This window comes from Paraglaciecola arctica BSs20135 (genome assembly GCF_000314995.1).
Taxonomy (GTDB): Bacteria; Pseudomonadota; Gammaproteobacteria; order Enterobacterales; family Alteromonadaceae; genus Paraglaciecola; species Paraglaciecola arctica.
In genome coordinates this window covers 1-21,769 of the sequence record NZ_BAEO01000019.1, presented here as the reverse complement: position 1 = coordinate 21,769, position 21,769 = coordinate 1, and the positions used below count along the sequence as shown (strand labels likewise).

At 40.4% G+C, this 21,769-nt stretch carries 18 protein-coding genes; 5 read left to right on the top strand and 13 right to left on the bottom strand.

Translation table 11 applies throughout. The annotated features are described in order from the left end of the window. Nucleotides 1-2: 2 nt before the first annotated feature. Genes GARC_RS07715 through GARC_RS07675 form a run of 9 tightly spaced genes read right to left on the bottom strand, consistent with a single transcriptional unit; the run spans nucleotide 3 to nucleotide 9,308 of the window. Nucleotides 3-1,223, bottom strand: a complete 1,221-nt coding sequence (locus GARC_RS07715; RefSeq protein ID WP_007618556.1) for a type II secretion system F family protein — start codon at nucleotides 1,221-1,223, stop codon at nucleotides 3-5. Next, nucleotides 1,210-3,081 (bottom strand): GspE/PulE family protein, encoded by a 1,872-nt coding sequence (locus GARC_RS07710; protein WP_007618554.1) that lies wholly within the window; start codon nucleotides 3,079-3,081, stop codon nucleotides 1,210-1,212. The genes GARC_RS07715 and GARC_RS07710 overlap by 14 nt, the downstream gene beginning before the upstream one ends. After that, nucleotides 3,078-4,196 carry a tetratricopeptide repeat protein gene (locus tag GARC_RS07705; RefSeq protein ID WP_007618552.1) on the bottom strand — a complete coding sequence of 373 codons (1,119 nt, stop codon included), beginning with the start codon at nucleotides 4,194-4,196 and terminating at the stop codon, nucleotides 3,078-3,080. The genes GARC_RS07710 and GARC_RS07705 overlap by 4 nt, the downstream gene beginning before the upstream one ends. Beyond that, the gene (locus GARC_RS07700) at nucleotides 4,193-5,101 is read right to left on the bottom strand and encodes an ExeA family protein (RefSeq protein ID WP_007618550.1); all 909 of its coding nucleotides are present in this window, start codon (nucleotides 5,099-5,101) and stop codon (nucleotides 4,193-4,195) included. The genes GARC_RS07705 and GARC_RS07700 overlap by 4 nt, the downstream gene beginning before the upstream one ends. A gap of 3 nt (nucleotides 5,102-5,104) precedes the next feature. Beyond that, a complete protein-coding gene (gene mshL / locus GARC_RS07695) occupies nucleotides 5,105-6,763 on the bottom strand; it encodes a pilus (MSHA type) biogenesis protein MshL (RefSeq protein WP_007618548.1) in 1,659 nt (552 codons plus the stop codon). After that, nucleotides 6,753-7,094 carry a hypothetical protein gene (locus GARC_RS07690; RefSeq protein WP_007618546.1) on the bottom strand — a complete coding sequence of 114 codons (342 nt, stop codon included), beginning with the start codon at nucleotides 7,092-7,094 and terminating at the stop codon, nucleotides 6,753-6,755. Before GARC_RS07690 ends, mshL begins: the two co-directional genes overlap by 11 nt. A 6-nt stretch (nucleotides 7,095-7,100) precedes the next feature. After that, on the bottom strand, nucleotides 7,101-7,772 hold the full coding sequence (gene gspM / locus GARC_RS07685) for a type II secretion system protein GspM (RefSeq protein ID WP_007618544.1): 672 nt from the start codon (nucleotides 7,770-7,772) through the stop codon (nucleotides 7,101-7,103). After that, nucleotides 7,765-8,379 carry a PilN domain-containing protein gene (locus GARC_RS07680; RefSeq protein WP_039989103.1) on the bottom strand — a complete coding sequence of 205 codons (615 nt, stop codon included), beginning with the start codon at nucleotides 8,377-8,379 and terminating at the stop codon, nucleotides 7,765-7,767. The genes gspM and GARC_RS07680 overlap by 8 nt, the downstream gene beginning before the upstream one ends. Next, complete coding sequence (locus GARC_RS07675) at nucleotides 8,379-9,308, bottom strand: hypothetical protein (RefSeq protein ID WP_007618539.1); 930 nt, start codon at nucleotides 9,306-9,308, stop codon at nucleotides 8,379-8,381. Before GARC_RS07675 ends, GARC_RS07680 begins: the two co-directional genes overlap by 1 nt. A gap of 340 nt (nucleotides 9,309-9,648) precedes the next feature. On the opposite strand from GARC_RS07675, the gene GARC_RS07670 reads away from it, so the two are divergent. From GARC_RS07670 to GARC_RS07660, 3 genes are all read left to right on the top strand, one after another. After that, nucleotides 9,649-10,419 carry an AraC family transcriptional regulator gene (locus tag GARC_RS07670; RefSeq protein ID WP_007618537.1) on the top strand — a complete coding sequence of 257 codons (771 nt, stop codon included), beginning with the start codon at nucleotides 9,649-9,651 and terminating at the stop codon, nucleotides 10,417-10,419. An 83-nt stretch (nucleotides 10,420-10,502) separates the two neighbouring features. Beyond that, complete coding sequence (locus GARC_RS07665; RefSeq protein ID WP_039989101.1) at nucleotides 10,503-12,536, top strand: TonB-dependent receptor; 2,034 nt, start codon at nucleotides 10,503-10,505, stop codon at nucleotides 12,534-12,536. Nucleotides 12,537-12,799: 263 nt separating this feature from the next. Next, entirely contained in the window at nucleotides 12,800-13,957 is a 1,158-nt protein-coding gene (locus GARC_RS07660) for an AraC family transcriptional regulator (RefSeq protein WP_007618534.1), read from the top strand. Nucleotides 13,958-14,063: 106 nt separating this feature from the next. Here the strand turns inward: GARC_RS07660 and GARC_RS07655 are convergent, their stop codons facing one another. The 4 genes from GARC_RS07655 to GARC_RS07640 all read right to left on the bottom strand — a co-directional run bounded on the left by GARC_RS07655 (nucleotide 14,064) and on the right by GARC_RS07640 (nucleotide 18,315). Further along, the gene (locus GARC_RS07655) at nucleotides 14,064-14,906 is read right to left on the bottom strand and encodes an ice-binding family protein (protein WP_007618532.1); all 843 of its coding nucleotides are present in this window, start codon (nucleotides 14,904-14,906) and stop codon (nucleotides 14,064-14,066) included. A 122-nt stretch (nucleotides 14,907-15,028) separates the two neighbouring features. After that, a complete protein-coding gene (locus tag GARC_RS07650) occupies nucleotides 15,029-16,075 on the bottom strand; it encodes a Gfo/Idh/MocA family protein (RefSeq protein WP_007618530.1) in 1,047 nt (348 codons plus the stop codon). Nucleotides 16,076-16,356: 281 nt separating this feature from the next. Then, nucleotides 16,357-16,965, bottom strand: a complete 609-nt coding sequence (gene ssb / locus GARC_RS07645; RefSeq protein ID WP_007618529.1) for a single-stranded DNA-binding protein — start codon at nucleotides 16,963-16,965, stop codon at nucleotides 16,357-16,359. A 12-nt stretch (nucleotides 16,966-16,977) separates the two neighbouring features. Continuing rightward, nucleotides 16,978-18,315, bottom strand: a complete 1,338-nt coding sequence (locus tag GARC_RS07640; protein WP_039989098.1) for an MFS transporter — start codon at nucleotides 18,313-18,315, stop codon at nucleotides 16,978-16,980. Nucleotides 18,316-18,514: 199 nt separating this feature from the next. Here GARC_RS07640 and uvrA point away from each other — a divergent pair, with 199 nt between their 5' ends. Together uvrA and GARC_RS07630 are read left to right on the top strand one after the other, a co-directional pair. Beyond that, nucleotides 18,515-21,343 carry an excinuclease ABC subunit UvrA gene (gene uvrA, locus GARC_RS07635; protein WP_007618525.1) on the top strand — a complete coding sequence of 943 codons (2,829 nt, stop codon included), beginning with the start codon at nucleotides 18,515-18,517 and terminating at the stop codon, nucleotides 21,341-21,343. A 12-nt stretch (nucleotides 21,344-21,355) separates the two neighbouring features. Beyond that, nucleotides 21,356-21,751: an acyl-CoA thioesterase gene (locus GARC_RS07630; protein WP_007618524.1), complete on the top strand. Its 396-nt coding sequence runs from the start codon at nucleotides 21,356-21,358 to the stop codon at nucleotides 21,749-21,751. Nucleotides 21,752-21,769: the final 18 nt, after the last annotated feature.

Below are 21,769 nucleotides of genomic sequence, written 5' to 3'. Positions count from 1 at the left end.
TGTTAGCCTTTTATTGCCCCCATCATATCCCACATAGGGGTGAAAATACCTAAAGCCAGAACTAAGACCATGCCGGCCACAACTGTTATTAAAATGGGTTCTATTTTTGAAGTAAGGCTTTTTAAATCATAGTCGACTTCTCGCTCATAGAATTCTGCAACCTCTGCCAATAACTCGTCTACTCGTCCTGTTTCTTCACCTACACTTATCATTTGTAACACTAATGGAGTGAATAATTTACTATTGCTGGCTACTCTGGATAAACTTTCACCTTTTTCGATATTCTTACGCATACCCAAAATACGCTCGGCCATAAAGGCGTTGCTGACAGCTTCTGCGACTAAATTAAGCGCCGAGGTTAACGGCACACCAGAAATCAACATCATAGAAAAACTACGGGCAAATCGGCCTAACAAAGTCCGCTCAAAAAGACTGCCTACTATAGGTAACTTTAACTTAGTTCTGTCCCATTTATAACGGCCGTTTTCGGTGCGCAAATACCTAATTAAAAGGAAGATTGCTAGGGTGATCCCTACTAATAAATATGGCCATTTAGTAATGAAAAAGTTAGATGTTGCCAACAATATACGTGTCATCAGTGGCAGCTCAGCACCAAATGACAAAAACATTTCAGCAAAAATAGGAATGACCACAATATTCATGATCACCATAGCGATAACTATGGCTATCAATACGAACATAGGGTAGCGAGTGGCGGCCTTGATCTGCTTACGAGTTTCTTGTTCGCGCTCAAGGTAAAATGATAGCTGTAAAAAGGCTTCATCTAATTTACCGGTATTTTCACCCACATGTACGATGCTGACAAATAATCGGCCAAATATTCTTTCATGTTTGTGTAACGCTGAAGATAAGGTGCGTCCACGTTCCAGCTGCTCTGCCACATCATCCAAGGCAATTGCCATCCGTTTGGAACTAGTGGTATCAGCCAGACCCTTAACAGCACGTAAAATGGGGATCCCAGACTTGGCTAAAGAATACATTTGCCGAGAAAATATCACTAAGTCATCGAGAGTAATATTAGGCGTAAAAAACGAAATTTGGGTTAATTCAGCGGTCTGTTTTTGGGTGTTTTCAGTGATCTCTATGGGAGTAAAGCTGCGCCCGGCTAATATTTGTGCCACAGATGAAGCATCTGCTGCCTCTAATACACCTGTTGCCAGTTCGCCGCTGGATTTTCTAGCTGTATAGCTAAACTGTGCCACCGTCGCCTCCAGGTAATGGGTTCTGCGGCTCTAGTTCTAACGAAAAGCCAGATGCCTTAGGTGTTTCATCACTCGATGTTTCATTGGTATTGTGTTCTTCCACTACTTGCGCTAATTCTTGTTCGATTGTTTCAGTGCTAACTGGTTGAGTTATTGCCCGTTCATCTGCCACCATTTCAATTAACTTAAGCACTTCGTCTACTGTAGTAATCCCCATTTTTGCATACATCAGCGCAACCTTAGCCAGAGGTACAAAGCCTGGGCTTTTATGTGCCGCTTGGGAGAAGGTGATAGTGTCATTTAGCTTTAATGCATTCATCATGCTTTCGGTCATTTCAAGTAATTCGAATACGCCTATCCGTCCTTTATAACCGGTTTTGTTGCAACTCTGACAACCTCTACCACGTTTAAAGTTAATGGCTTTTAAATTATCATCTAGGTTATTTAACCAAAGCAGCTCTTCGGTATTAAGGCGGTAATCTTCGCTGCAATTTTTGCATATTTTACGTACTAATCTTTGTGCCACCATAGCACGTAATGAGCTGGCGACTAAGTAACCAGGTGCACCCATATCTAATAATCGAACTGCGCTACTAATCGCATCGTTGGTATGCAAGGTAGACAGTACTAAGTGACCCGTCAATGCGCCACGTAAACCAATTTCGGCTGTTTCTTGATCGCGCATTTCCCCAACCATTATAATGTCAGGATCTTGGCGTAATGTGGTGCGCAATATGTTTGAAAAAGTGAGCCCAATTTTATTATTAGTCTGTACTTGGTTAATTCTTGGCAGCCTATATTCCACTGGGTCTTCGACTGTAATAATTTTTGATGCCGCTGTGTTTAATTCGCTTAAAGCACCGTACAAAGTAGTGGTTTTACCCGAGCCGGTAGGGCCGGTAACCAAAATCATGCCGTGTGGACGGTGTAATAAACTTCTAAAACGTGTCAATAAATTATTCGGCATGCCCGTTTGCTCAAGGGTCAATAGACCGGCAGATTGATCAAGTAAACGCATAACCACAGATTCGCCTGCCTGAATGGGCATAGTCGAAACCCGCACATCTATACTATGCCCCTTGATACGCATACTGGTGCGACCATCTTGAGGTAAGCGTTTTTCAGATATGTCTAGTCCCGACATTAATTTGAGCCTGAGTACTAAAGCAGATGCGATGTTTTTTTCCTTGATCACGTTTTCCTGCAAAACACCATCTACCCGCATCCGAATGCGTAACATCGATTCATCAGGTTCAATATGGATATCTGACGCTTTGGCTTGGACCGCATCTTCAAATATAGATTGTAATAATCTGGCAACAGCTGTGTCTTGGTCGTCTCCTACGCCTGCGTTAAAATCGAATTCGGCCACATCTTGATATTCTTCGGCAAGCTCTTGTGCAAACGAAGCAATTTCATCGGTACGACGATATAAATTGTCATAGGCTTGGACTAGTTGTGCATCACTCACCACAGCCACGTCTATCGGTTTGGGCAATAGCCTTGATAATACATCGATGCCAGCTAAGTCAGCTGGGTCGCTCATCGCTACGAGTAATCTGTCACCCTTATCTTCAAGTACCAAAGCACGGTGCCTGCGGGCTTGTACTTCAGGCAACATATTAACTGCCGCTAGTGACACATCATATTGGCTGATGTCAACCAGAGGTACATTTAGGTGCTGTGATAAAAATGTCAGCAGCTGATTTTCGGTCACTAGCCCAAGCTCTATAAGCATAAAGCCTAGTTTGCGGCCAGATTCCTTTTGCGCAGCAAGGGCCTGCATCAACTGTTCTTCGTTGATAATATGTTGTTGAACAAGTAAATCGCCTAAGCGTATTTTGGCTTTAGGTTTCATTGTGTGCCTGCTAATACTGAAATTCGTTGTTGCATAAACTCACCTACTGAACCATCCAATTGACCAAGTGAACTGGCCCTACTGTACGCTTGTACTGCCATCTTTATTTCGCCCAATTGGTCTTCTGCTATCGCTAAGCCTAACCACCATTTTGCATTGGTCGGTTCGACGTTAGCCAGAACTTGATAATCTGACTTGGCTAATTCTGTTTGCTTAAGTTGCTGTGCTAAAGCTGCGCGATAGGCTAAGTATTCAGTTTGGTTGTCTATACTAGGCTGAAATTCAACCAATATATTCAAGGCTTGTGAAGGCTCTTTTTGAACCACGTACAATCGCGCCAACATCAACCTCAAGTCACTTTGAGTCGGATGTAACTCCATACCTTGAACGAGTAGCTGCTTCGATTGCGCGTAATTACCTTGTGCAAATAGTAACGAAGCTAATTTTTTTCTAGCCTTAATATTATCCGGCTCAGTTTCTAATAATTGGTATAATAAGGATTGTGCTAGGTCGAGATTATCATTACTGAGACTCTCGGCGATATGTTGTTTCAAACTGTTGGCGTTATTTTCCTGACTACTGCCAGTCATGCTAAAGCTAGAGGTTTGCTCTGCGGTCTCTTGACTGCTCATTTCGGTATTGCTTTGCGCTTCAAGTGCTTTATTTTGGATGTCTACATTTGCTAGCTTGGTTAATCTAGTTATGGGCGTTTTAGGTTGTTGTGATTGTATTTGTTCATCCGCTAAAAGGTTACTTGCCATCTCTATCTCTGTGGCAGTTGTTACGAGTGTATCTTTAGTAAGGTGTTCCGCGGTTTTTTGTGGCTGAATCGTTTCTAGTAATACCTTTTCGGGGGTGACTGCCATTTTTTTTGTCACCCTAGGTGATAAAGGTTGAGTATCCGTAGATGCCGTAACCTTATTGGTTTGGTTTTCAGCAAACAGTTGATTGATATCTGTTAAGGCAAAAATAATGGCGGAAAGAGCTAAAATTAACAGTAGCAAAACTAATAACTTTGATTGCTTTTTGGGTGGTGGATGATAATCAGATTTTATCTCATTAGTCTGAGACTGGCGGGCTTCTAAATCCTGTAGCATTTTGTTCACAACGCTCATTTAGCGAACCCCAACCAAGTAAAATAAACAAGGCTAAAGGCCAACATAACAACCAAAACGCTTACCGATGATATAAGTAAAACATTGTTAGTTTGACTCGCGGCTTCGGTATCTTTTATGGATAATTTTACATGTAAAGGAGTGATTTTTTGCAAACCCTCGCCATAGGCTAACATCAAGGCTTTATGGCATAAAACATTCACTATTCTTGGGGTTCCCTTGCTGGCCTTAAAAAGCAACGAGCAACATTTTCGGTCGAACAGTTCACCACCACGATAACCCGCCACATTCATCCTATGTTTAACATACTGGTAAACCTGATCGGCATCCATTAATTGCAAAGTATACGAAAAGGTTACGCGCTGTTTTAATTGTCTTAGTTCAGGCAAAGACAATTTATCGTTCAACTCTGGTTGCCCAAACAATACCACTTGTAACAACTTACGTGATTCAGTCTCGAGATTAGTAATCAACCTAAGTGCTTCGATACTCTCTACTGGAAGTGCCTGTGCTTCATCAATAATAAGCACAACAGCTTTGTTTTCTTGGTGTATGTGTATAAGGCGCTGTTGAATGCGCTGGGTAAACTCTTGCTGGTCAGCATGGTCAGTTAATGCCACATTTAACTCACTTGCCACAGCACGGCGAAGCTCAGTAGGGGTAAGATAGGGATTGGGAATATAAGCGGCCACAAAATGGTCGGGTAATTCATTTAATAATTTACGACAAATTAGGGTTTTACCTGTACCCACTTCACCTGTGACTTTAATAAAGCCTTCGCCAGTTCTGAGTGCAGTTAATAACACCTGAATCGCTTCTTTATGACTGGGCAGCCCAAAAAAATAACTGGTGTTAGGGGTTAAAGTAAAAGGTAGTTCTTTAATACCGTAGTGGTATAGATACATGATTTAATCCACGTGCAGCCAATCGGCCATTTGATCTCTGCTACGTCGTAACTGCTGTTTCCATGTGTCTTTATCAACCACTGTTGGTTTGATCAAAATCACCAGTTCTTTTTTAATTTCACTGTTTTGTTTATTTTTGAACAGATTGCCTAAATATGGAATATCACCGAGTAACGGCGTTTTTGACTCTGACTCAGAAACAATAGATTGCATTAATCCGCCAATCACTACTATCTCACCAGATTTAGCCCGAATGACTGTATCAGATTCGCGAATATTACTTTGAGCAAGAGGCAGTACAAATTGTTCTTGGTTCAAGGTTACTATTTTTTCTTGCTCTTGAGTTTCAATTACTGAAGGGTGTACATGTAATAAAACCATGCCATCAGCATCAATTTGTGGGGTGACATCTAAAGCTATGCCTGAAAAGAAGGGGGTCAACTCAATATTGGGCACCACAGATGTGGTACTGCTAGATATGGTGCTTTGGCTAGACACATCAGTAACAAAATATTCGTCGTCTCCTACTTTAATCACCGCTTTTTGATTATTGATTGCGGTTACTCGGGGGCTAGATAACACCTGCACATTACCTTGAGTCGATAGCAGTGATAATACCCCTGAAAAATCTTTATTAATAAATGACAAGCTGGTTATATTGCCTAATGCGGCACTGATACTATTTCCTAGGTTGCCTGCGGTGTTAGAGAACTGAAAGTCAGTTGAGCCACTGTTGGCTAAGATTTGCCCCCAGTTAATGCCCTGTTGATAACCATCATCTAGTGCCACCTCTATAATTCTTGCTTCGAGAATTACCTGTCTTTGAATAATTTCTTCAGACACATCTAAAAATGCCTTAACCGCTCTAATTTCTTTAGGCATAGCGCGCACAGTCACTAAACCGGCTTGAGGTGTCACCATTACACTTTTGCCGTCTCCATCACCCAACATAGTTTTTAAGGTGGCTAATAATTCGGCCCAAAAATCTGTTTCGGTGCGAGTAGAGATACTGGTACCGTTGCTATTACTACCGGAACTAAAGTTGTTGTTGCTGCCCGAATTACTTGAATTACCACTGAAGCTGTTTTGCGAATTGTTACTGCTACTATTGTTTCCAGATTCCTGAGACACCCCGCCTGAGGTGATACTGGTTTGTGTAGAACCATCGCGAGTCATTAATAAGTAATTAATGGCAAAGGTTTCAGTGCGCATTCCTGAAGGATAAATGCGATAGATATTGCGCTTACGTTCAATTTCATAACCATATATTTCAGCGACTAGATCGAATACATCTACTAATGCCACTTGTTTTAAATTTAGTGATATTTCTCCGGTAACGTCTGGATGGATAGCGACACTGTAAGGCGTGTCTTTGACTATGCTGCTAAAAAAAGCGCCCGCATCCACTTTTTGTGCATTAATATCATATTTTGTTTCTCCAAATAATTGGCTGGATACATCATTTGGACTAGGTAACAAAGCCTGATTAATTTCGTCAGGTACTGTTTGTAAAGGCAGTTTCTTTTGTGGTTGTTTATTTTCGTTTTCATATTCGGCAACAGCAGAGTCTAAAGAATGAGACACCGCTGATGTTTTCTGCTGACTTTGGCATGCACAAATAGTCACTATTATGCTCAGGAAAAGTAATTTATTAGAAACCATTATTTATGTCTTTCTTAATGTTGTTGTTATTGACGTAAAGTGTCTGCTGTCCATCTGCGCTATTTAATAGTACGTGATTTTGACTAATAAAAATTACTTTGTAGCCTTGTACTTGTTGCCCTAGTGTAAAACTCTTTCCATTTATAATAGCTTGCATACTTTGATTATTATTGATGATCGCGGTTAATTTAAGCTCCTTTGATGTCAAAGAACTTGAGTCTTCTCCATTATTAAAGATAGATTTATTTGGGCTAGGTTTAGTGGGATCTGGCAGTGTCTTGGCATGCACATTGACAAAGAAAAAACATAATACTAAAAATAACTGTTTCATCTGCTCTTAAACCCCTATGAAAGCTTTGTTGGTACTGAAAGTGTATATTTCTAATTCAACACTTGCCTTTGGGTAATCGCCAACCAGGTAGTCAAATTTTTTCCAATAGAATTTCCATGGTAATGCTTCAAGTTTTTCTAGATATTGTTGAATATCGAAATAACTTCCTTCAAAGATCAGCGTTACTCCGTGGCGATAAAGTCCATCCTTTGGTTCTTCGCCCTCTTCGTGCCGCTCTAATAATATAGGAGTGGGTGCAATTGATTGTAATTCAATTAATTTTAAACCTTTGCTACCAACTAAAACACTTTCTAACATGCCTGCCATTTTATTGGCCGGTACTAATTTATTTGTTTGCGCCGCTAACTGCTCGACTAGGTCCTGAATTTGGCGTTTTAATAGGACGATCCTTTCAAGTACCGGGCCATTTGGGTCAGTCTTAAGTTTGTCGCTCAATATAGCCACTTGGTCTAGCATGATCGATATCTCTTTTTCGGCACTAGTACTGTTTTGCTGTAGCTTTACTGAATTGTCTAATATTGGCTCTAATAAAAAGGTGTACATCAGCAATATCAAAACGACTAGGCCACAAAACAAGATTAAAAGCTGTTCACGTAAGGTCACTTCGAGAAATTTACTCGAGAGTTTTTTATATTTTTGAGCTAAAGAGCTACTCATTATTAGAGTCCTTTTCTATTTTTAGCTCTTTACCCGTTGAAATAACAAAATTAAGTTGTTGCTCAGAGTCACGATAAAGCCTAGTGTCGGCAAATTCTTGTCCACTAAAATAATCAGTTTGGCCTAAAGAACTAAGCCATTTTGGTATCAAAGAAGAATCTGTAGCTGCACCTTCTATTATGACACTTATGCCATTTAAGTTTATATGGGTTAACCATAGTCCATTTTGATTATGACTAGCGAGATCAATCATCAGATTTGAATATCCATTTGCTTTTAGTTGTTCTTGACCCACTACTTCATTTAAAACGCGTTTTTTTAGACTGATACGTTGTTGGATTGTTTCTGCTTGTTTGAGCAGTTCTGGGTCAACTTCCAAGCTGTCTACAGCGTTTTGCAGTTCTTCAAGCAATACTCCCTGCTGTTGCTTGTTTTGTTCTATCTTGGCAATTTTAGATTGGATATTTTGTTGTTCAGCTGCCAAATAAAAGTACAGTAAACTACAAAAAAGTACCGCAAACATCCAGCTACCGATAACGATAGGCAGAGACAGTAGGCGTAGCTGTGGGTGGAACTCTAGATGATAAAGGTTAACTCTATTTTTCATCAGGCGAGCAAACTTGCGTTATCAATTGCGGCACCTAAACTTGCGAGACTTGATGGTGTTATTGGCATATCCGGCTTTTTTGTGACATTAGGAATGAATTTTTCTACTTGTACAAAAATGACATCTTTAATAAATTCTGCCAAGGCATCTTGATGGGTTGTATCTAAGGAAATATAGATTTTTTTGACCGGTGCTTGGCGTAACTGACTCTCAAAATAATCCATAGAACGTTGAATTTCTAAACTTAAGTTATCGACAACACCCATTTTTAATTCTTCTGGTGAAAAACTAGCCAAGTTTTCATAACCATGTAGACGCCGAGAAAAGTACAATTCGTTACGTTTAACAATGTTTAAAATAAGTTGCCCGCCCTCTTCTTGTTTTAAGGTAATGATGGCGTCGTCACTTGGAATAACCAAATTGCAGGTTGCTAGTTCCTCAACTCCTATGATGTTCAGTGCTAAACCTGCTTTTAATACGCCATCGCGAACTTCTATTATGTCCCGTTTGCTGACCGCAACAACATTTAAATTTTTGAGAGTAGAGGCAGCAGCAGTCGGGGGATCAAAATAATCTATAACAAGTTCTTCGTCGCTAAATAATTGTTCTTTAACCGTCCATTGTAAGGCTTGAATCACCTCAGCATCTTCAACTGCGGGCCGATCGAGCTGCAATAGTTGATACTTTGAAATAGAAAAAGCGATATTACATTGGGTGTTCGCAAGGTTATTATCTTCGACGTAAGTTTTGAGCGCAGTTTGCCAGTTTTCAATTGGCAATGAGTCTTGTTTTACCCAATTAAGCTTGCCTTTAATTTTTTGTAAGGTAGACACATGAAAATCGTCAACGCCAATTTCGATCCCGACGGAATGAAATTTTGAGGCTTTGCTAAATTGACCTTTAATAAATTTGCGCCAACCAATTTTCATGTCACAGACTTTATTGCTTTAAACTGGCTTCCATTACAGCAAAAAACCGCCTAAAGCGCTAGTCTTATATGTGTTTGAACTAGTACGATTTATTTAATAAATCCAATGATTTATGGGATAAAAATGGAGGGTTTTAGATAAATAGAATGTCAGTTAATGAGTGTAGCTATCAATCCTAGTAAGGTTGGGCTTGATATTTACTGGACCAGAGTATTTGTATTGTCGAATTATAATTTTGGGATTTCGAGGTCATTATTTATAATGTTGCCATAAGTGAGTGGAACAAGCCCCCTCTTGTATGCAATAATTTCGGCGTTGTCCTTGTTAAAGTCACTAAACTATGCCCGAAAATAGCAGCCTTCGACATTACCCTTTTCTGCAAGAAGTTATTGGAATTGAACAAATCCTTAGCATGTTTGACTTGTTAACGGATGTGATATTTTGGATCAAAGACACCGAAAGTAGAGTGATCTATGCAAATCAAATGTTTGTTGAACACATTGGCATGCATTCACTTTCTCATGTATTAGGTAAATCAGACCAAGCGTTTTTTCCACCTCATATTGCCAAACAATTTATCGTTGACGATAAAAGTGTGATGAACGGCGCTGTGATCACGGACCGATTGGAGTTAAACATTCTTAAGTCTGGAGAGTTTGCTTGGTTTTCAACTTCGAAGAGACCCTTATATGATCGTCAGAATAACATCATCGGTTCTTATGGGTTTACCCGCTTGTTATCTAAAGCATCACAGGTATTATCTAGCATTGACGCCATAAAGGCACCTGTAGAATACGTGCGTGAAAACTTTCACCGAGACTTGAAAATTGAAGATTTAGCTAAACTTGCCTTTATATCAGTCAGTGCTCTTGAAAGGCGCTTTAAAAAATATTTATCTAAAACTCCGAAACAATTTATCAATGAAATTCGTTTAGAAAGTGCCCGTAGAATGTTAATCGAAACCCGTTTACCCATAGCCGATGTGGCTTATCGATGTGGCTTTTCTGAACACAGCTATTTTAGCCGCCAGTTTCGATTAATGTTTGGAACCTTGCCTTCTCAACTAAGAGAAAATATGCAACAGAATACAGGCGATACTCGGCTAAATTAATTTAGATACCCTGGTGTGTTTGCAGCAGATATTGACTTACACTTCACCTCATCCAATATAAAGCTGTCACAGCTGGAGTTTATTTGAACTGTAATTTTAGTTATCTCGCTCTAATGTTAGCGTTAGCGAGTCTGTCGGGATTAGGCCAAACTCAAGAACCATCCACTGACAAAATCACTGTAACCGCAACCCGTGCAAGCAACAATGTAATGGATATTGGCAGCAACATTAGTTGGTTGGACGATGAAAGTTTAAGATTGATTGAGCAGCAACATATCAATCAAGCTTTGGTACGCATTCCGGGTGGCTGGATCAGTCGAGGTAATGGCCAAGAACACTTAACTGCTATCCGTTCACCTGTGCTTACCGGTTCAGGTGGCTGTGGTGCATTTTTTATTGCTCAAGATGGGATTTCTTTACGTGCCCCCGGATTTTGCAATGTAAATCAATTGTTCGACGCCAATACTGAGCAGGCATCTTCCATTGAAGTTTTGCGGGGCCCAGCCAGTACTATGTACGGCTCAAATGCAGAGCATGGGGTCATAAATGTGTTGACGCCCAATCCTTTTGATACCGCACAATCAAGTTTGTCCTTGAGTATTGGGCCCCATGATTACTCCCGTGGCATGTTTAGCTTGTCTAAAAATAGCGAACTACATGGTTTTTTGTTATATGGCAACGTTACAAAAGACGGAGGTTATTTGCATGACAGTGGTTTTGAACAGCAAAAAATTAACCTGATACATCAATATCAAGATGGTAAATGGCAGGTTAAAAATGTATTAGCGGCCACTAATATAAATCAAGAAACTGCCGGTTTTATAAGTGGCTTTGAGGTGTATAAGGACTCGGCAATAAAAAGACAAAATCCTAATCCTGAAGCCTTTCGAGATAGCCAGTCCATGCGCATCTATAGTCAAATCAGTTATGTTGAAAACGACTCAACCAGTCTAACCATTACGCCTTATGTAAGGTGGACAGATATGCAATTTTTACAACATTTTGTCCCGTGGCAACCCCTTGAGGAAAACAGCCAAGCAAGTGTCGGGGCGCAACTACAATTCCAAAAGGACTACGGTGATTTAATGTGGTTGAGTGGTTTTGATGTGGATTATAGCAATGGCAAATTGACTGAAACTCAAACCGAAGACTTTTCGCCTACCTTGCCTGCTGGTATTCATTACGATTACAAAGTAAATGCAAGTGTATATTCTCCTTTTGCACAACTTCAATGGTCAGCAACGCGTCTTTTAAGTCTTAGCGCAGGTATAAGGTATGAACGTACTAAGTATGACTATAACAATAATTTAAGTGCAGGCAGTGCATGTGCGCTAGGTATTGAAAATTGTCGATTTACTCGCCCTGAAGACCAAATTGTTGATTATCACCAATGGTCATATCAAATAAATGCAAATTACGCCTTAAGCAATAACAAACGACTATACGCCCAATATTCCACTGGTTATCGGGCGCCACAAGCCACAGAGTTATTTAGACTTCAAGCCGGACAAACAGTGGCTGAACTTGATGCTGAAAACGTGGATTCCGTTGAATTGGGTTTAAGAGGTCAGGCTCAGGCGTTCTTTTATGACGTCACTGTATTCTCTATGCAAAAAGACAATTTTATTTTCCAGGATACCGATAGGCAAAATATCAGTAATGGTGAAACCTCTCATAGAGGTATAGAGCTGGCACTAAGTTACCAGTGGCAACATTTCTATGCATCTGCCAATGGTACCTTTGCTAAACATCGATACGACTCAAACCTAAGGCTAAGTCAGACTAATATCCAAGACAATGAAATAGACACAGCACCACAACATATGGGGAGTCTGCAACTGGGCTGGCGGAGTGATTCAGGCGAATTTATTGAACTGGAGTGGGTGCATCAAGGTAATTACTATCTTGATCCAGAAAACAGCGCTGAATATAGGGGGCACAACTTACTTAATCTCAGAACTGGCTGGGCATTAAATGAAAGACTAGATATCAGCGCAAGAGTGACTAACCTAACCGATGAGGATTATGCTGAAAGAGCCGATTTTGGTTTTGGCAGTTATCGCTATTTTGTGGGCGAACCTAGGGCGGTTTATGTCAGTGTTGGATACCGATATTAGGCCTAAGTGAATTTAATCCACAAAATTCACTCAGGAAATCCATATATCAGAGACTTCTCATTCCGATCTAACAGGAAAGTCACCAATTCGATCAGTAATAACTCTTGTGATTGTTCTGGTGCCTCCGCCAAGTCTGCCTATCGTAGTCGAGTCTGCTTACGGTGATTGAATTACCTTTCCACACCCACTTAACTTCTGTTTTTAAGAGTGTCTATAAAAGCCAAGAAAGTCCATAATACTGTTTTAATTAGAAATTTGTGCCGATGAATAGTCCCCAAACATCATTGTTAGTTACTGAGGCTGTCAATCGTTTGTTAAGCGAACGAGAGTTACCCGCGTCATTGACCATTGAACAATGTGCATCGGCATTGGCCATGAGTATGACCTCGTTTAGGCGCAAACTCACTCAAGAAGAAACCAGTTATAAACTTATTCAAAGTAAGTTTTTAAATGAGCTTTGTGTAAAAGCATTGTTGACAATGCAAACTAAGATTGATGATTTAGCTATTACACTTGGGTATTCAGAGCGAGCTACATTTGAGCGAGCTTTTCGAAAAAAATTCGGTATTACTGCATCTCAGTTTCGTGAATTATCATTAGTGTGCAGTGTTGAAACTAATTCTTTAAAACTAACCGAAATAGCAGAAAATATGCCCCCTATGCCTGCCAGTTGTCGGCAGTTATTACTCGAAAAAGATCGAAACAATCTTAATTTGCAACGGGTAATTGAGATTGTTAGTCAGGATGTTATTTTTTCAGGTCGTATTATGGGACAAGCCAGTAAAGCCATATATGGTAAAACGCCCAAAAATATTCAAGAAGCGATCAGTCGAAATTTAGGCATCTACACAGTTGTTAATTTTGCTGTTGTGTTTGCTGTGAAAGATGCGTTGCAAGGCCACTTAGAGCAGGTCATTATTGAACAATACAGCCAAGCTTTTTTATTAGCCCCTAAACTATTTCAACATGTGCGTAAGCAAATAACTGCCGATCTTAAGTTTGATATAGGGTTAACAGAGCAAGTATTAGTCTTTTCGTTATTAGGCGTCTTTCTGTTAAGTCATAAAAGTGCATATAGGCACGAAATGATGCTGTATTCATTACAAGGTATAGATGACTTGGGCTCACTTAATCTGCATATTCGCGAGTCTATGGGGATCAGTCTTTATTCGGCTTCGTCATTAATGCTGTCGTTGTGGCATATTGATGCAAGTTTAGTAAAACAAATTGGTCATTTGGATAAAGTGAGCCAGGCCATTGAGAAAGGTAATGAACAAGATGAGCTAGTATTATTTATGCTCTCATGTTTATATTTTGCAGCGGCAGGGCACCGCGATTTTAGTGTTTTAGAACAAAAAGCAGAGTTATTAAATATTCAAAACTTTGATGAAGTAATGCAACTATTGTTGGTATTAGATTAATCGAGTGTAGAAGTGATAGTTCTCTTATTCACTAGATTTTGCGGGCTATCAACCAAAAAACACTGTTCATAACGTCCAGTGTTTAAAGGATTCGAAAGTAAATAAACTAAGATTGTTTTTTAATACGACGTATTACTAAACCCATCGCCGCACCTAAAGCAAAGATAGCAAGTGTTGGTGGAGCTGGCACTTGAGTTACAGCATTAGTAGGAAAGCGAACATCTTGTACGTTAGCAACTATGCTTTCTGTCGAGAAGAACCTTGAATTATTTAACGTAGCTCCATCCCCGATAATAAATGTGCGCCCCGATGATAAAAACGTACCACTTATATTAGCACCGCCAAGCTCAAAGCTATGGGAAGTAGGATTTGCTACAAAATTAAAGATAACATTTTCAGCAGCGACCCCACCTTGCAATAATATATTTGCACCAGAACCTAATTTCGCCCCGCCAAAAACATTGAAGATAAAATAGTCATCCGCACTGCCTGTGACAGTTAATGTATCGCCACCAGCAAGCAGTAAATCATTGATTAAAAAGGATTGTAGTCCATTTCCAAATACCTCTGAGCTTCCCGATACATTGCCTAAATCAGTACCTGCAAATGTTTGTGCTTGAGCCGCCGCGCCACTTATATCATTGGCCAACTGAGTAAAATCAATACAAGAGCCTGCTGTTCCCGCAACCGTAGCACCCCAATTATTAGTTATGCCTGCACAAGCATCTCCATCAACAATAACACCTGATCCTAACTCCAAAGTGTTTGATGCAGCTACATTTCCAAAAATATGCGCTTGTGAACCAAGCAGTAAGTTGCCGCCCCATTTGTCACTATTCGCAGCAGCAAATATATAACCATCTGCGCTACCTAAATTAATGACCCCAGCCGTAGCAAGGAAGGGAAGGTTTAACATCAATAAAGACAGAAAAGTTGATAAATTTTTCACTAAATATAGCCTCATGTATATAAGAAGACATAGGTAACAACTTCATGCCCCCGTTTGATAACAGGCATAATAACTAACTAAAAAAAATGAAAATATGGCTAAACTGTCCATCTTTCAACCAATCAACAGTTTTGAGCGCCTTGACCAGAGTGATTGTGCCTATGTGTAGATACTTTACATTCGCCCGGATAAATAATGCCCTGTTGTTGCCTAACTTGTTCTATTACCTGAAGTACATTTTTTGATAGCTGCCAAGTGTTTATGCTGGACTCAAGCTGATTATTTTCAACTAAATCAATAAAGTGAGTTAGCTCATAAGTCATTCTATTCTCGGTTTGTGGAAGTGTTAGTTCTTGGGTAACGCCGTTATTTAAGTGTAAAACTACAGAATGAAATAAAGAAGGGTGTTGCCAAGTTAGGCGACCTAGCTCACCCTGTAATTCACAGCTATTATTACCGTTACTGACTTTCGAATGACCCACCACTGCTTGCAATTGTATTTCTTGATTATTGTAACTTAATAAAACATCACCACATGCATCTACACCCGAAGCAAGCTTGCTGCATTGACTGGTGATTTTTTCAGGTAAACCAAACATATCTATCAAAGGGTAAAGCGGATAAATACCAATATCGACCAATGAACCATTAGCAAAATTTGGGTTAAAAGTATTGGGATTTTCACCCTTTAAATAAGCAGGGTAGCGTGATGAATATTGACAGAAAGAAGCTGCATACTTTGTGACCTTGCCAATTTCTTTAAGGTATTTCTTAATCTGCTGATAATTGGGTAAGAAAGAAATCATCATAGCTTCCATGAAACATACTTTATTTTCTTTGGCCGCTGCGATCATTGCTTTGAGTTGTTGGGAATTTACTGCTACGGGTTTTTCACATAACACATGTTTTCCGCTCTGCAATAATTGAATCGCTTGTTGTGAATGACAACTATTCGGGGAAGCAATATAAACAGCATCAATTTCTTGGCAGTTGCAAAGCGCATTTAAATCATCAAAGAAGTGCGCTGCTTTATGCTTTTTTGAGAAGGCTTGTGCATTGTCGATATCACGAGAATACACCGCATGTAAATTAAACCTCGCATCTTGCATGGCAGCATCAATAAATGATCCTGTAATTTTACTGGTGCCGATAACGGCAAAATTAATCATAAATCTCACTTTTTATTAGCTGTTACTTTTATTCTTAGAAATGCATGCCGAGCGGGCATCACCTTGTATAAAAAGTAATTTCAAAAGTCGAATCATGTACTCTAACAACGAATGTTTTAGAGTGGCGAAAATAAACACACTTTACTAAAAACTTAGTTTCGCCATAACGTAATTCTTAAAAAGTTTACAAAAAATACCGATTTTAATTGTAAATTTTCTTTTAAAAGCAAAAAAGGCGAGCAAACGCCCACCTTTTCTTTACTTTCTATAAATATTCCAGCCTAGAAGGGAATATCATCATCAAAATCAAAATCTGGTTCAGCCATAGGTGCGGGTTGGCCTTGCGCTGGTGCTTGGTTGAAGCCTTGATTTTGTTGTTGAGGTGCGCCTTGAGCTGGTGGCTTTTGATATTGCTGGTTCTGCTGAGGTGCTTGTTGATAGCCCTGTTGTGGAGCCGCCTGCTGGTAGCCTTGATTGGATTGTTGTGGTGCCGCTGCAGGACGTTGTTGTCCTTGGAAACCACCTTCAGATTGACCGCCACCTTTACTGCCTAACATTTGCATAACGCCATTGAACGGGTCTAAAACGATTTCTGTGGTGTATTGGTCTTGACCTTCTTTGTTGGTCCATTTACGGGTTTGAAGTTTGCCTTCAATGTAAACTTGGCTGCCTTTACGCAAGTATTCGCCTGCAATTTCAGCTAACTTACCAAACATGGATACGCGGTGCCATTCAGTCTTTTCCTGGATCTGGCCACTTTGATCTTTCCAACTTTCTGATGTGGCTAAGGTTAAATTGGCAACGGCTTTGCCATTTGGGGTATATCTTACTTCAGGATCTTTACCTAGATTACCCACTAAAATTACTTTGTTTACGCCTTTGCTCGCCATTTTGCCTCCTAATTAATCTTTTAAATTCAGTACAAGCCGAGCTTGTTGAATATCGAAATGTTGTTCTGCCTTTATGTACATAACCTGTTCATTTGGAACAACCGTTATGTCTACCACGCCTTCGAGTTCTGAAAGCTGCTGTAAAGTCAGACTTGATGTTTGCTTATTGGTTTTAAGTGTATAACGTTTCAGTCTATTCGTCGCGTTCAAACCTCTGATTATCAGCAACCAGATACAACATAAAATACTGGCTAAACCAAATACCCATTGGATGCCTAAAAACTGGCCGATACTGCCGGATAAAACGCCACCTGAAAAGGCACCAAAAAACTGAAAACTGGCGTACACCCCCATGGCCGAGCCTTTTTTGCCGGCTGGAGCTATATTTGAAACCATAGCGGGGAAATTCGCTTCGAGATAGTTAAAACAGGTAAAAAACAAGCTAACTAATAGCATTAAATAAATAATCGAATGTTGGCCGAATATTAGCAAAGCAAATACTATTGCTAGACCTGCAACGCTAAATTGCATGACCCCTTGTTTGTGTTTGGCTGCTAAGGCCATAAGGCCTATTAGACCAACAACTGAGGCAACTAATACTATTGAGTATGCATGCCAATGAGTGGCAAGGGGCCAATCCAAGTCGATTAGAAATACAGGGATTTGCACAAACAATAGGGTGATCAGCATATGTAACAGCAACACGCTGATATTTAGACGTATTAATTGAGGGTGTAGAAAAAGGTTTTTTAGATCATCAATAACGGGCAGAGTGTCGCCCTTAGGCGCGATGTTTTTTGCGTTAGGTACCACAAACAACACCAAAAAAATGCACAGGCAAGCTAAGACACCCGTCATCAAGAATATACCGCTTAGGCCAAATTGACTCGCAATAATAGGGCCTAAAAGTAAGGCTAAATAAAAGGAGAAACCAATAGAAATACCTATAATCGCCATGACTTTTGGGCGCTGGCTTTCGCGGCTTAAATCGCCTGCTAAGGCCATGATTGCCCCTGCTATTGCGCCAGCACCTTGCAGAAAACGTCCAACTACGACCCAAGCTAAACTATCTGCAGTTGCAGCCACAATGCTGCCAATGGCAAAAATGACTAAACCGCCGGCAATAACAGGTTTTCGACCAATTTTATCTGATAACACTCCCATGGGAATTTGCAATAATGCTTGAGTCAAACCGTAACCGCCTATCGCCAGCCCTACAAGAAAAGCTGAATAATCGGGGTATTCTTTAGCGCTAATGGCTATGACGGGCATCACCATAAACAAGCCAAGCATGCGTAACACATACACAAAGGCAAGAGAAAAAGCGCTGCGAAGTTCGGTAGAATTCAAGGTTTTGTCTATTATCAGAAAATGAAAAGCTGGATGCTAAAATGGCCAACAAGTCTAGCATAGATTCTTTTTTGACAAACAATTTAAACGACATTTTTGATTAGTGGCAGTGAGCTGGTAAAAAGATAATCTGCGTTGCCATAGAGCTAGTTTCAAGAGTGTGTAATACTTCTTCTTTTGGATCCGATACAAGTCAAAAATGGATAGAATTGAAGTACGCGGTGCTCGCACCCACAATCTCAAAAACATTGATCTAGATATACCCAGAGACAAATTAACCGTGATAACGGGTTTGTCTGGTTCGGGCAAATCTTCTTTGGCCTTCGATACCTTGTATGCTGAAGGGCAAAGACGTTATGTCGAATCCTTGTCGGCATACGCCAGACAATTTTTATCCATGATGGAAAAGCCTGATGTGGATCATATAGAAGGTTTATCGCCGGCTATTTCCATCGAGCAAAAATCCACTTCCCACAACCCACGTTCTACTGTGGGTACTATTACAGAAATTTATGACTATTTACGTTTGTTGTACGCACGGGTTGGGGAACCTCGTTGTCCTGAACATCATGTGCCACTCGATGCACAAACTGTCAGTCAGATGGTTGACCGCGTGTTAGACATGCCAGCCGATATTAAATTGATGTTACTTGCTCCTGTAGTTCAAGCACGCAAAGGTGAGCATCTAAAAACCCTCGAAAATCTTTCCGCACAAGGTTTTATCAGAGCCAGAATTGATGGCAATGTCTGCGATTTATCAGATCCGCCAGACCTCGACTTACATAAAAAACATACAATCGAAGTGGTGGTTGATCGTTTTAAAGTGCGCGAAGATTTAAAACTACGTTTGTCTGAGTCTTTTGAAACAGCCTTAAACTTGTCTGGCGGTACTGCAACCGTCGCTTTTATGGATGAACCAGATAAACAAGAATTGGTGTTTTCTTCTAATTTTGCTTGCCCACATTGTGGTTACAGCATGGCGGAATTAGAGCCACGCTTATTTTCCTTTAACAATCCTGCTGGCGCCTGCCAAAGTTGTGATGGTTTGGGGACTAGGCAGTTTTTCGACCCACATCGTATTATCGCCAATGACGAAATTAGTTTGGCTGGCGGGGCTATTCGTGGCTGGGATAAACGCAGTTATTATTATTTTCAGATGTTGCAAGCAGTAGCCGATCACTACAAGTTTGATCTGGCTGTGCCATTTGCAGAGTTGGATGCAGAAGCACGAGACATTGTATTGTACGGCAGTAAAGGCACCTCGTTAAAGTTTAAATACATTAACGATCGCGGCGACATTATGGAACGTAAACATCCCTTTGAAGGGATCATTCCTAATATGGAGCGGCGTTATAAAGAGACTGAATCCAATGCGGTACGTGATGAATTATCTAAGTATCTTAGTCAACAACATTGCTCTAGTTGTTCTGGAAGTCGCCTCAGATTAGAGGCCAGAAACGTATTTATTGGTGAAACGCCATTAAATGTCATTACTGATATGTCCATTGCTGATGCTTTGGAGTTTTTCGCTGAGCTTACCTTAACCGGCAAACGCCTAAAAATTGCAGAAAAAATATTTAAAGAAATCAATGATAGATTGACCTTTTTGGTCAACGTTGGCTTAAATTATCTATCCCTTTCACGGAGCGCCGATACCTTATCTGGAGGTGAAGCTCAGCGGATTAGGTTAGCCAGTCAAATTGGTGCAGGTTTAGTGGGCGTTATGTATGTTCTAGATGAGCCTTCTATTGGACTACATCAAAGAGATAACGCAAGGTTACTTGAGACTCTGGTTCACTTGCGCGATTTAGGCAACACAGTGATAGTGGTTGAGCATGACGAAGATGCTATTCGAGCTGCCGATTTTGTACTGGATATTGGCCCAGGTGCTGGCGTACACGGTGGCGAAATTGTAGCTCAGGGAACTATCGAAGATATAAAAAATAGTGAACGTTCACTAACCGGTAAATATCTGTCTGGTAGAGAACGAATTGAAATTCCTGTGAAACGAACTGAAATTAACCAAGATAGGTGGGTTGAGTTGACCGGCGCAACAGGTAACAACCTTCAAAATGTCACTTTTAGAGCACCTTTAGGCCTAATGACCTGCGTAACGGGAGTGTCCGGCTCAGGTAAATCGACTTTGATAAATGATACCTTTTATCGGATTGCTCACAGAGAATTAAATGGCGCCACTACAGGCGAGCCTGCACCCTATAAAACCATTACCGGTATGGAGTTTATGGATAAGGTCGTGGATATTGATCAAAGCCCAATTGGCAGAACTCCGCGCTCTAATCCTGCCACTTATGCAGGTATTTTTACGCCAGTGCGTGAATTGTTTGCTGGAACCCAAGAATCCAGGTCTCGTGGTTATAAACCTGGACGTTTTAGTTTTAACGTCAAAGGTGGACGCTGTGAAGCATGCCAAGGCGATGGTGTGATCAAAGTTGAGATGCACTTTTTGCCCGATGTGTATGTACCTTGTGATGTATGTAAAGGCAAACGTTACAACCGCGAAACATTGGAAATTCTGTATAAAGGATTAAATATCCATCAGGTATTAGATATGACAGTAGAAGAAGCACGCCCCTTCTTCGACGTTATTCCTGCGATTGCCCGTAAATTACAAACCTTGATGGACGTAGGTTTGTCATACGTACGTTTAGGGCAAGCGGCTACTACTTTATCGGGTGGGGAAGCACAGCGTGTCAAGTTAGCGAAAGAGTTATCCAAACGAGATACCGGCCAAACCCTATATATTTTGGATGAACCCACTACAGGTTTGCACTTTCATGATATTAAACAGCTATTAGAAGTGCTGCATAGGTTACGTGATCATGGTAATACAGTGGTTGTTATTGAGCATAACCTAGACGTTATTAAAACGGCAGATTGGGTCATAGATTTGGGGCCTGAAGGTGGGTCTGGTGGTGGCATGATCGTTGCGCAAGGCACCCCTGAAGATATTTGTGAAGTAGAAGCGTCACATACAGCACGTTTCCTTAAACCGTTATTGCAAAAGTAGAGATTGTATTAGATGTTTAGTGAAGAGTTTAATGTGCGCTTTTATGAAACCGATGCCCTAGCTCACGTCAGTAATACCGTTTTGGTGGGGTGGTTTGAAGCGGGTCGCGAGCCTATTTTTAAACTCTTTACCCTTGAATTAGATTTGCAAAACTGGCCGTTGATTTTGGCCAGTTATAAAGTGGATTTTTTAGAACAGATTTATTACGGGCAAAAAGTTCAAGTTAGGACTTATATTAGCCGCATAGGTAGCAGTTCTTTTGATGTATATCAGGAGTTATGGCAGGAGCAAAAAAAGTGTGCAACTGGAACCACAACATTAGTACATTTTGATTTTAAGGCGAAAAAAGCAGTTGCAATAAATGATGAAATTAAAGCAACTCTGTTAGTAAATAGTTACCCAGAGTAAATTTCACCCATAAAAAAC

What these genes read in the sequence shown, in the direction of transcription:
- GARC_RS07710 (WP_007618554.1), bottom strand. Translation starts at nt 3,081, where the DNA reads ATGAAACCTAAAGCCAAAATACGCTTAGGCGATTTACTTGTTCAACAA.
- GARC_RS07705 (WP_007618552.1), bottom strand. Translation starts at nt 4,196, where the DNA reads ATGAGCGTTGTGAACAAAATGCTACAGGATTTAGAAGCCCGCCAGTCT.
- GARC_RS07700 (WP_007618550.1), bottom strand. Translation starts at nt 5,101, where the DNA reads ATGTATCTATACCACTACGGTATTAAAGAACTACCTTTTACTTTAACC.
- mshL (WP_007618548.1), bottom strand. Translation starts at nt 6,763, where the DNA reads ATGGTTTCTAATAAATTACTTTTCCTGAGCATAATAGTGACTATTTGT.
- GARC_RS07690 (WP_007618546.1), bottom strand. Translation starts at nt 7,094, where the DNA reads ATGAAACAGTTATTTTTAGTATTATGTTTTTTCTTTGTCAATGTGCAT.
- gspM (WP_007618544.1), bottom strand. Translation starts at nt 7,772, where the DNA reads ATGAGTAGCTCTTTAGCTCAAAAATATAAAAAACTCTCGAGTAAATTT.
- GARC_RS07680 (WP_039989103.1), bottom strand. Translation starts at nt 8,379, where the DNA reads ATGAAAAATAGAGTTAACCTTTATCATCTAGAGTTCCACCCACAGCTA.
- GARC_RS07675 (WP_007618539.1), bottom strand. Translation starts at nt 9,308, where the DNA reads ATGAAAATTGGTTGGCGCAAATTTATTAAAGGTCAATTTAGCAAAGCC.
- GARC_RS07670 (WP_007618537.1), top strand. Translation starts at nt 9,649, where the DNA reads ATGCCCGAAAATAGCAGCCTTCGACATTACCCTTTTCTGCAAGAAGTT.
- GARC_RS07660 (WP_007618534.1), top strand. Translation starts at nt 12,800, where the DNA reads ATGAATAGTCCCCAAACATCATTGTTAGTTACTGAGGCTGTCAATCGT.
- GARC_RS07650 (WP_007618530.1), bottom strand. Translation starts at nt 16,075, where the DNA reads ATGATTAATTTTGCCGTTATCGGCACCAGTAAAATTACAGGATCATTT.
- ssb (WP_007618529.1), bottom strand. Translation starts at nt 16,965, where the DNA reads ATGGCGAGCAAAGGCGTAAACAAAGTAATTTTAGTGGGTAATCTAGGT.
- uvrA (WP_007618525.1), top strand. Translation starts at nt 18,515, where the DNA reads ATGGATAGAATTGAAGTACGCGGTGCTCGCACCCACAATCTCAAAAAC.
- GARC_RS07630 (WP_007618524.1), top strand. Translation starts at nt 21,356, where the DNA reads ATGTTTAGTGAAGAGTTTAATGTGCGCTTTTATGAAACCGATGCCCTA.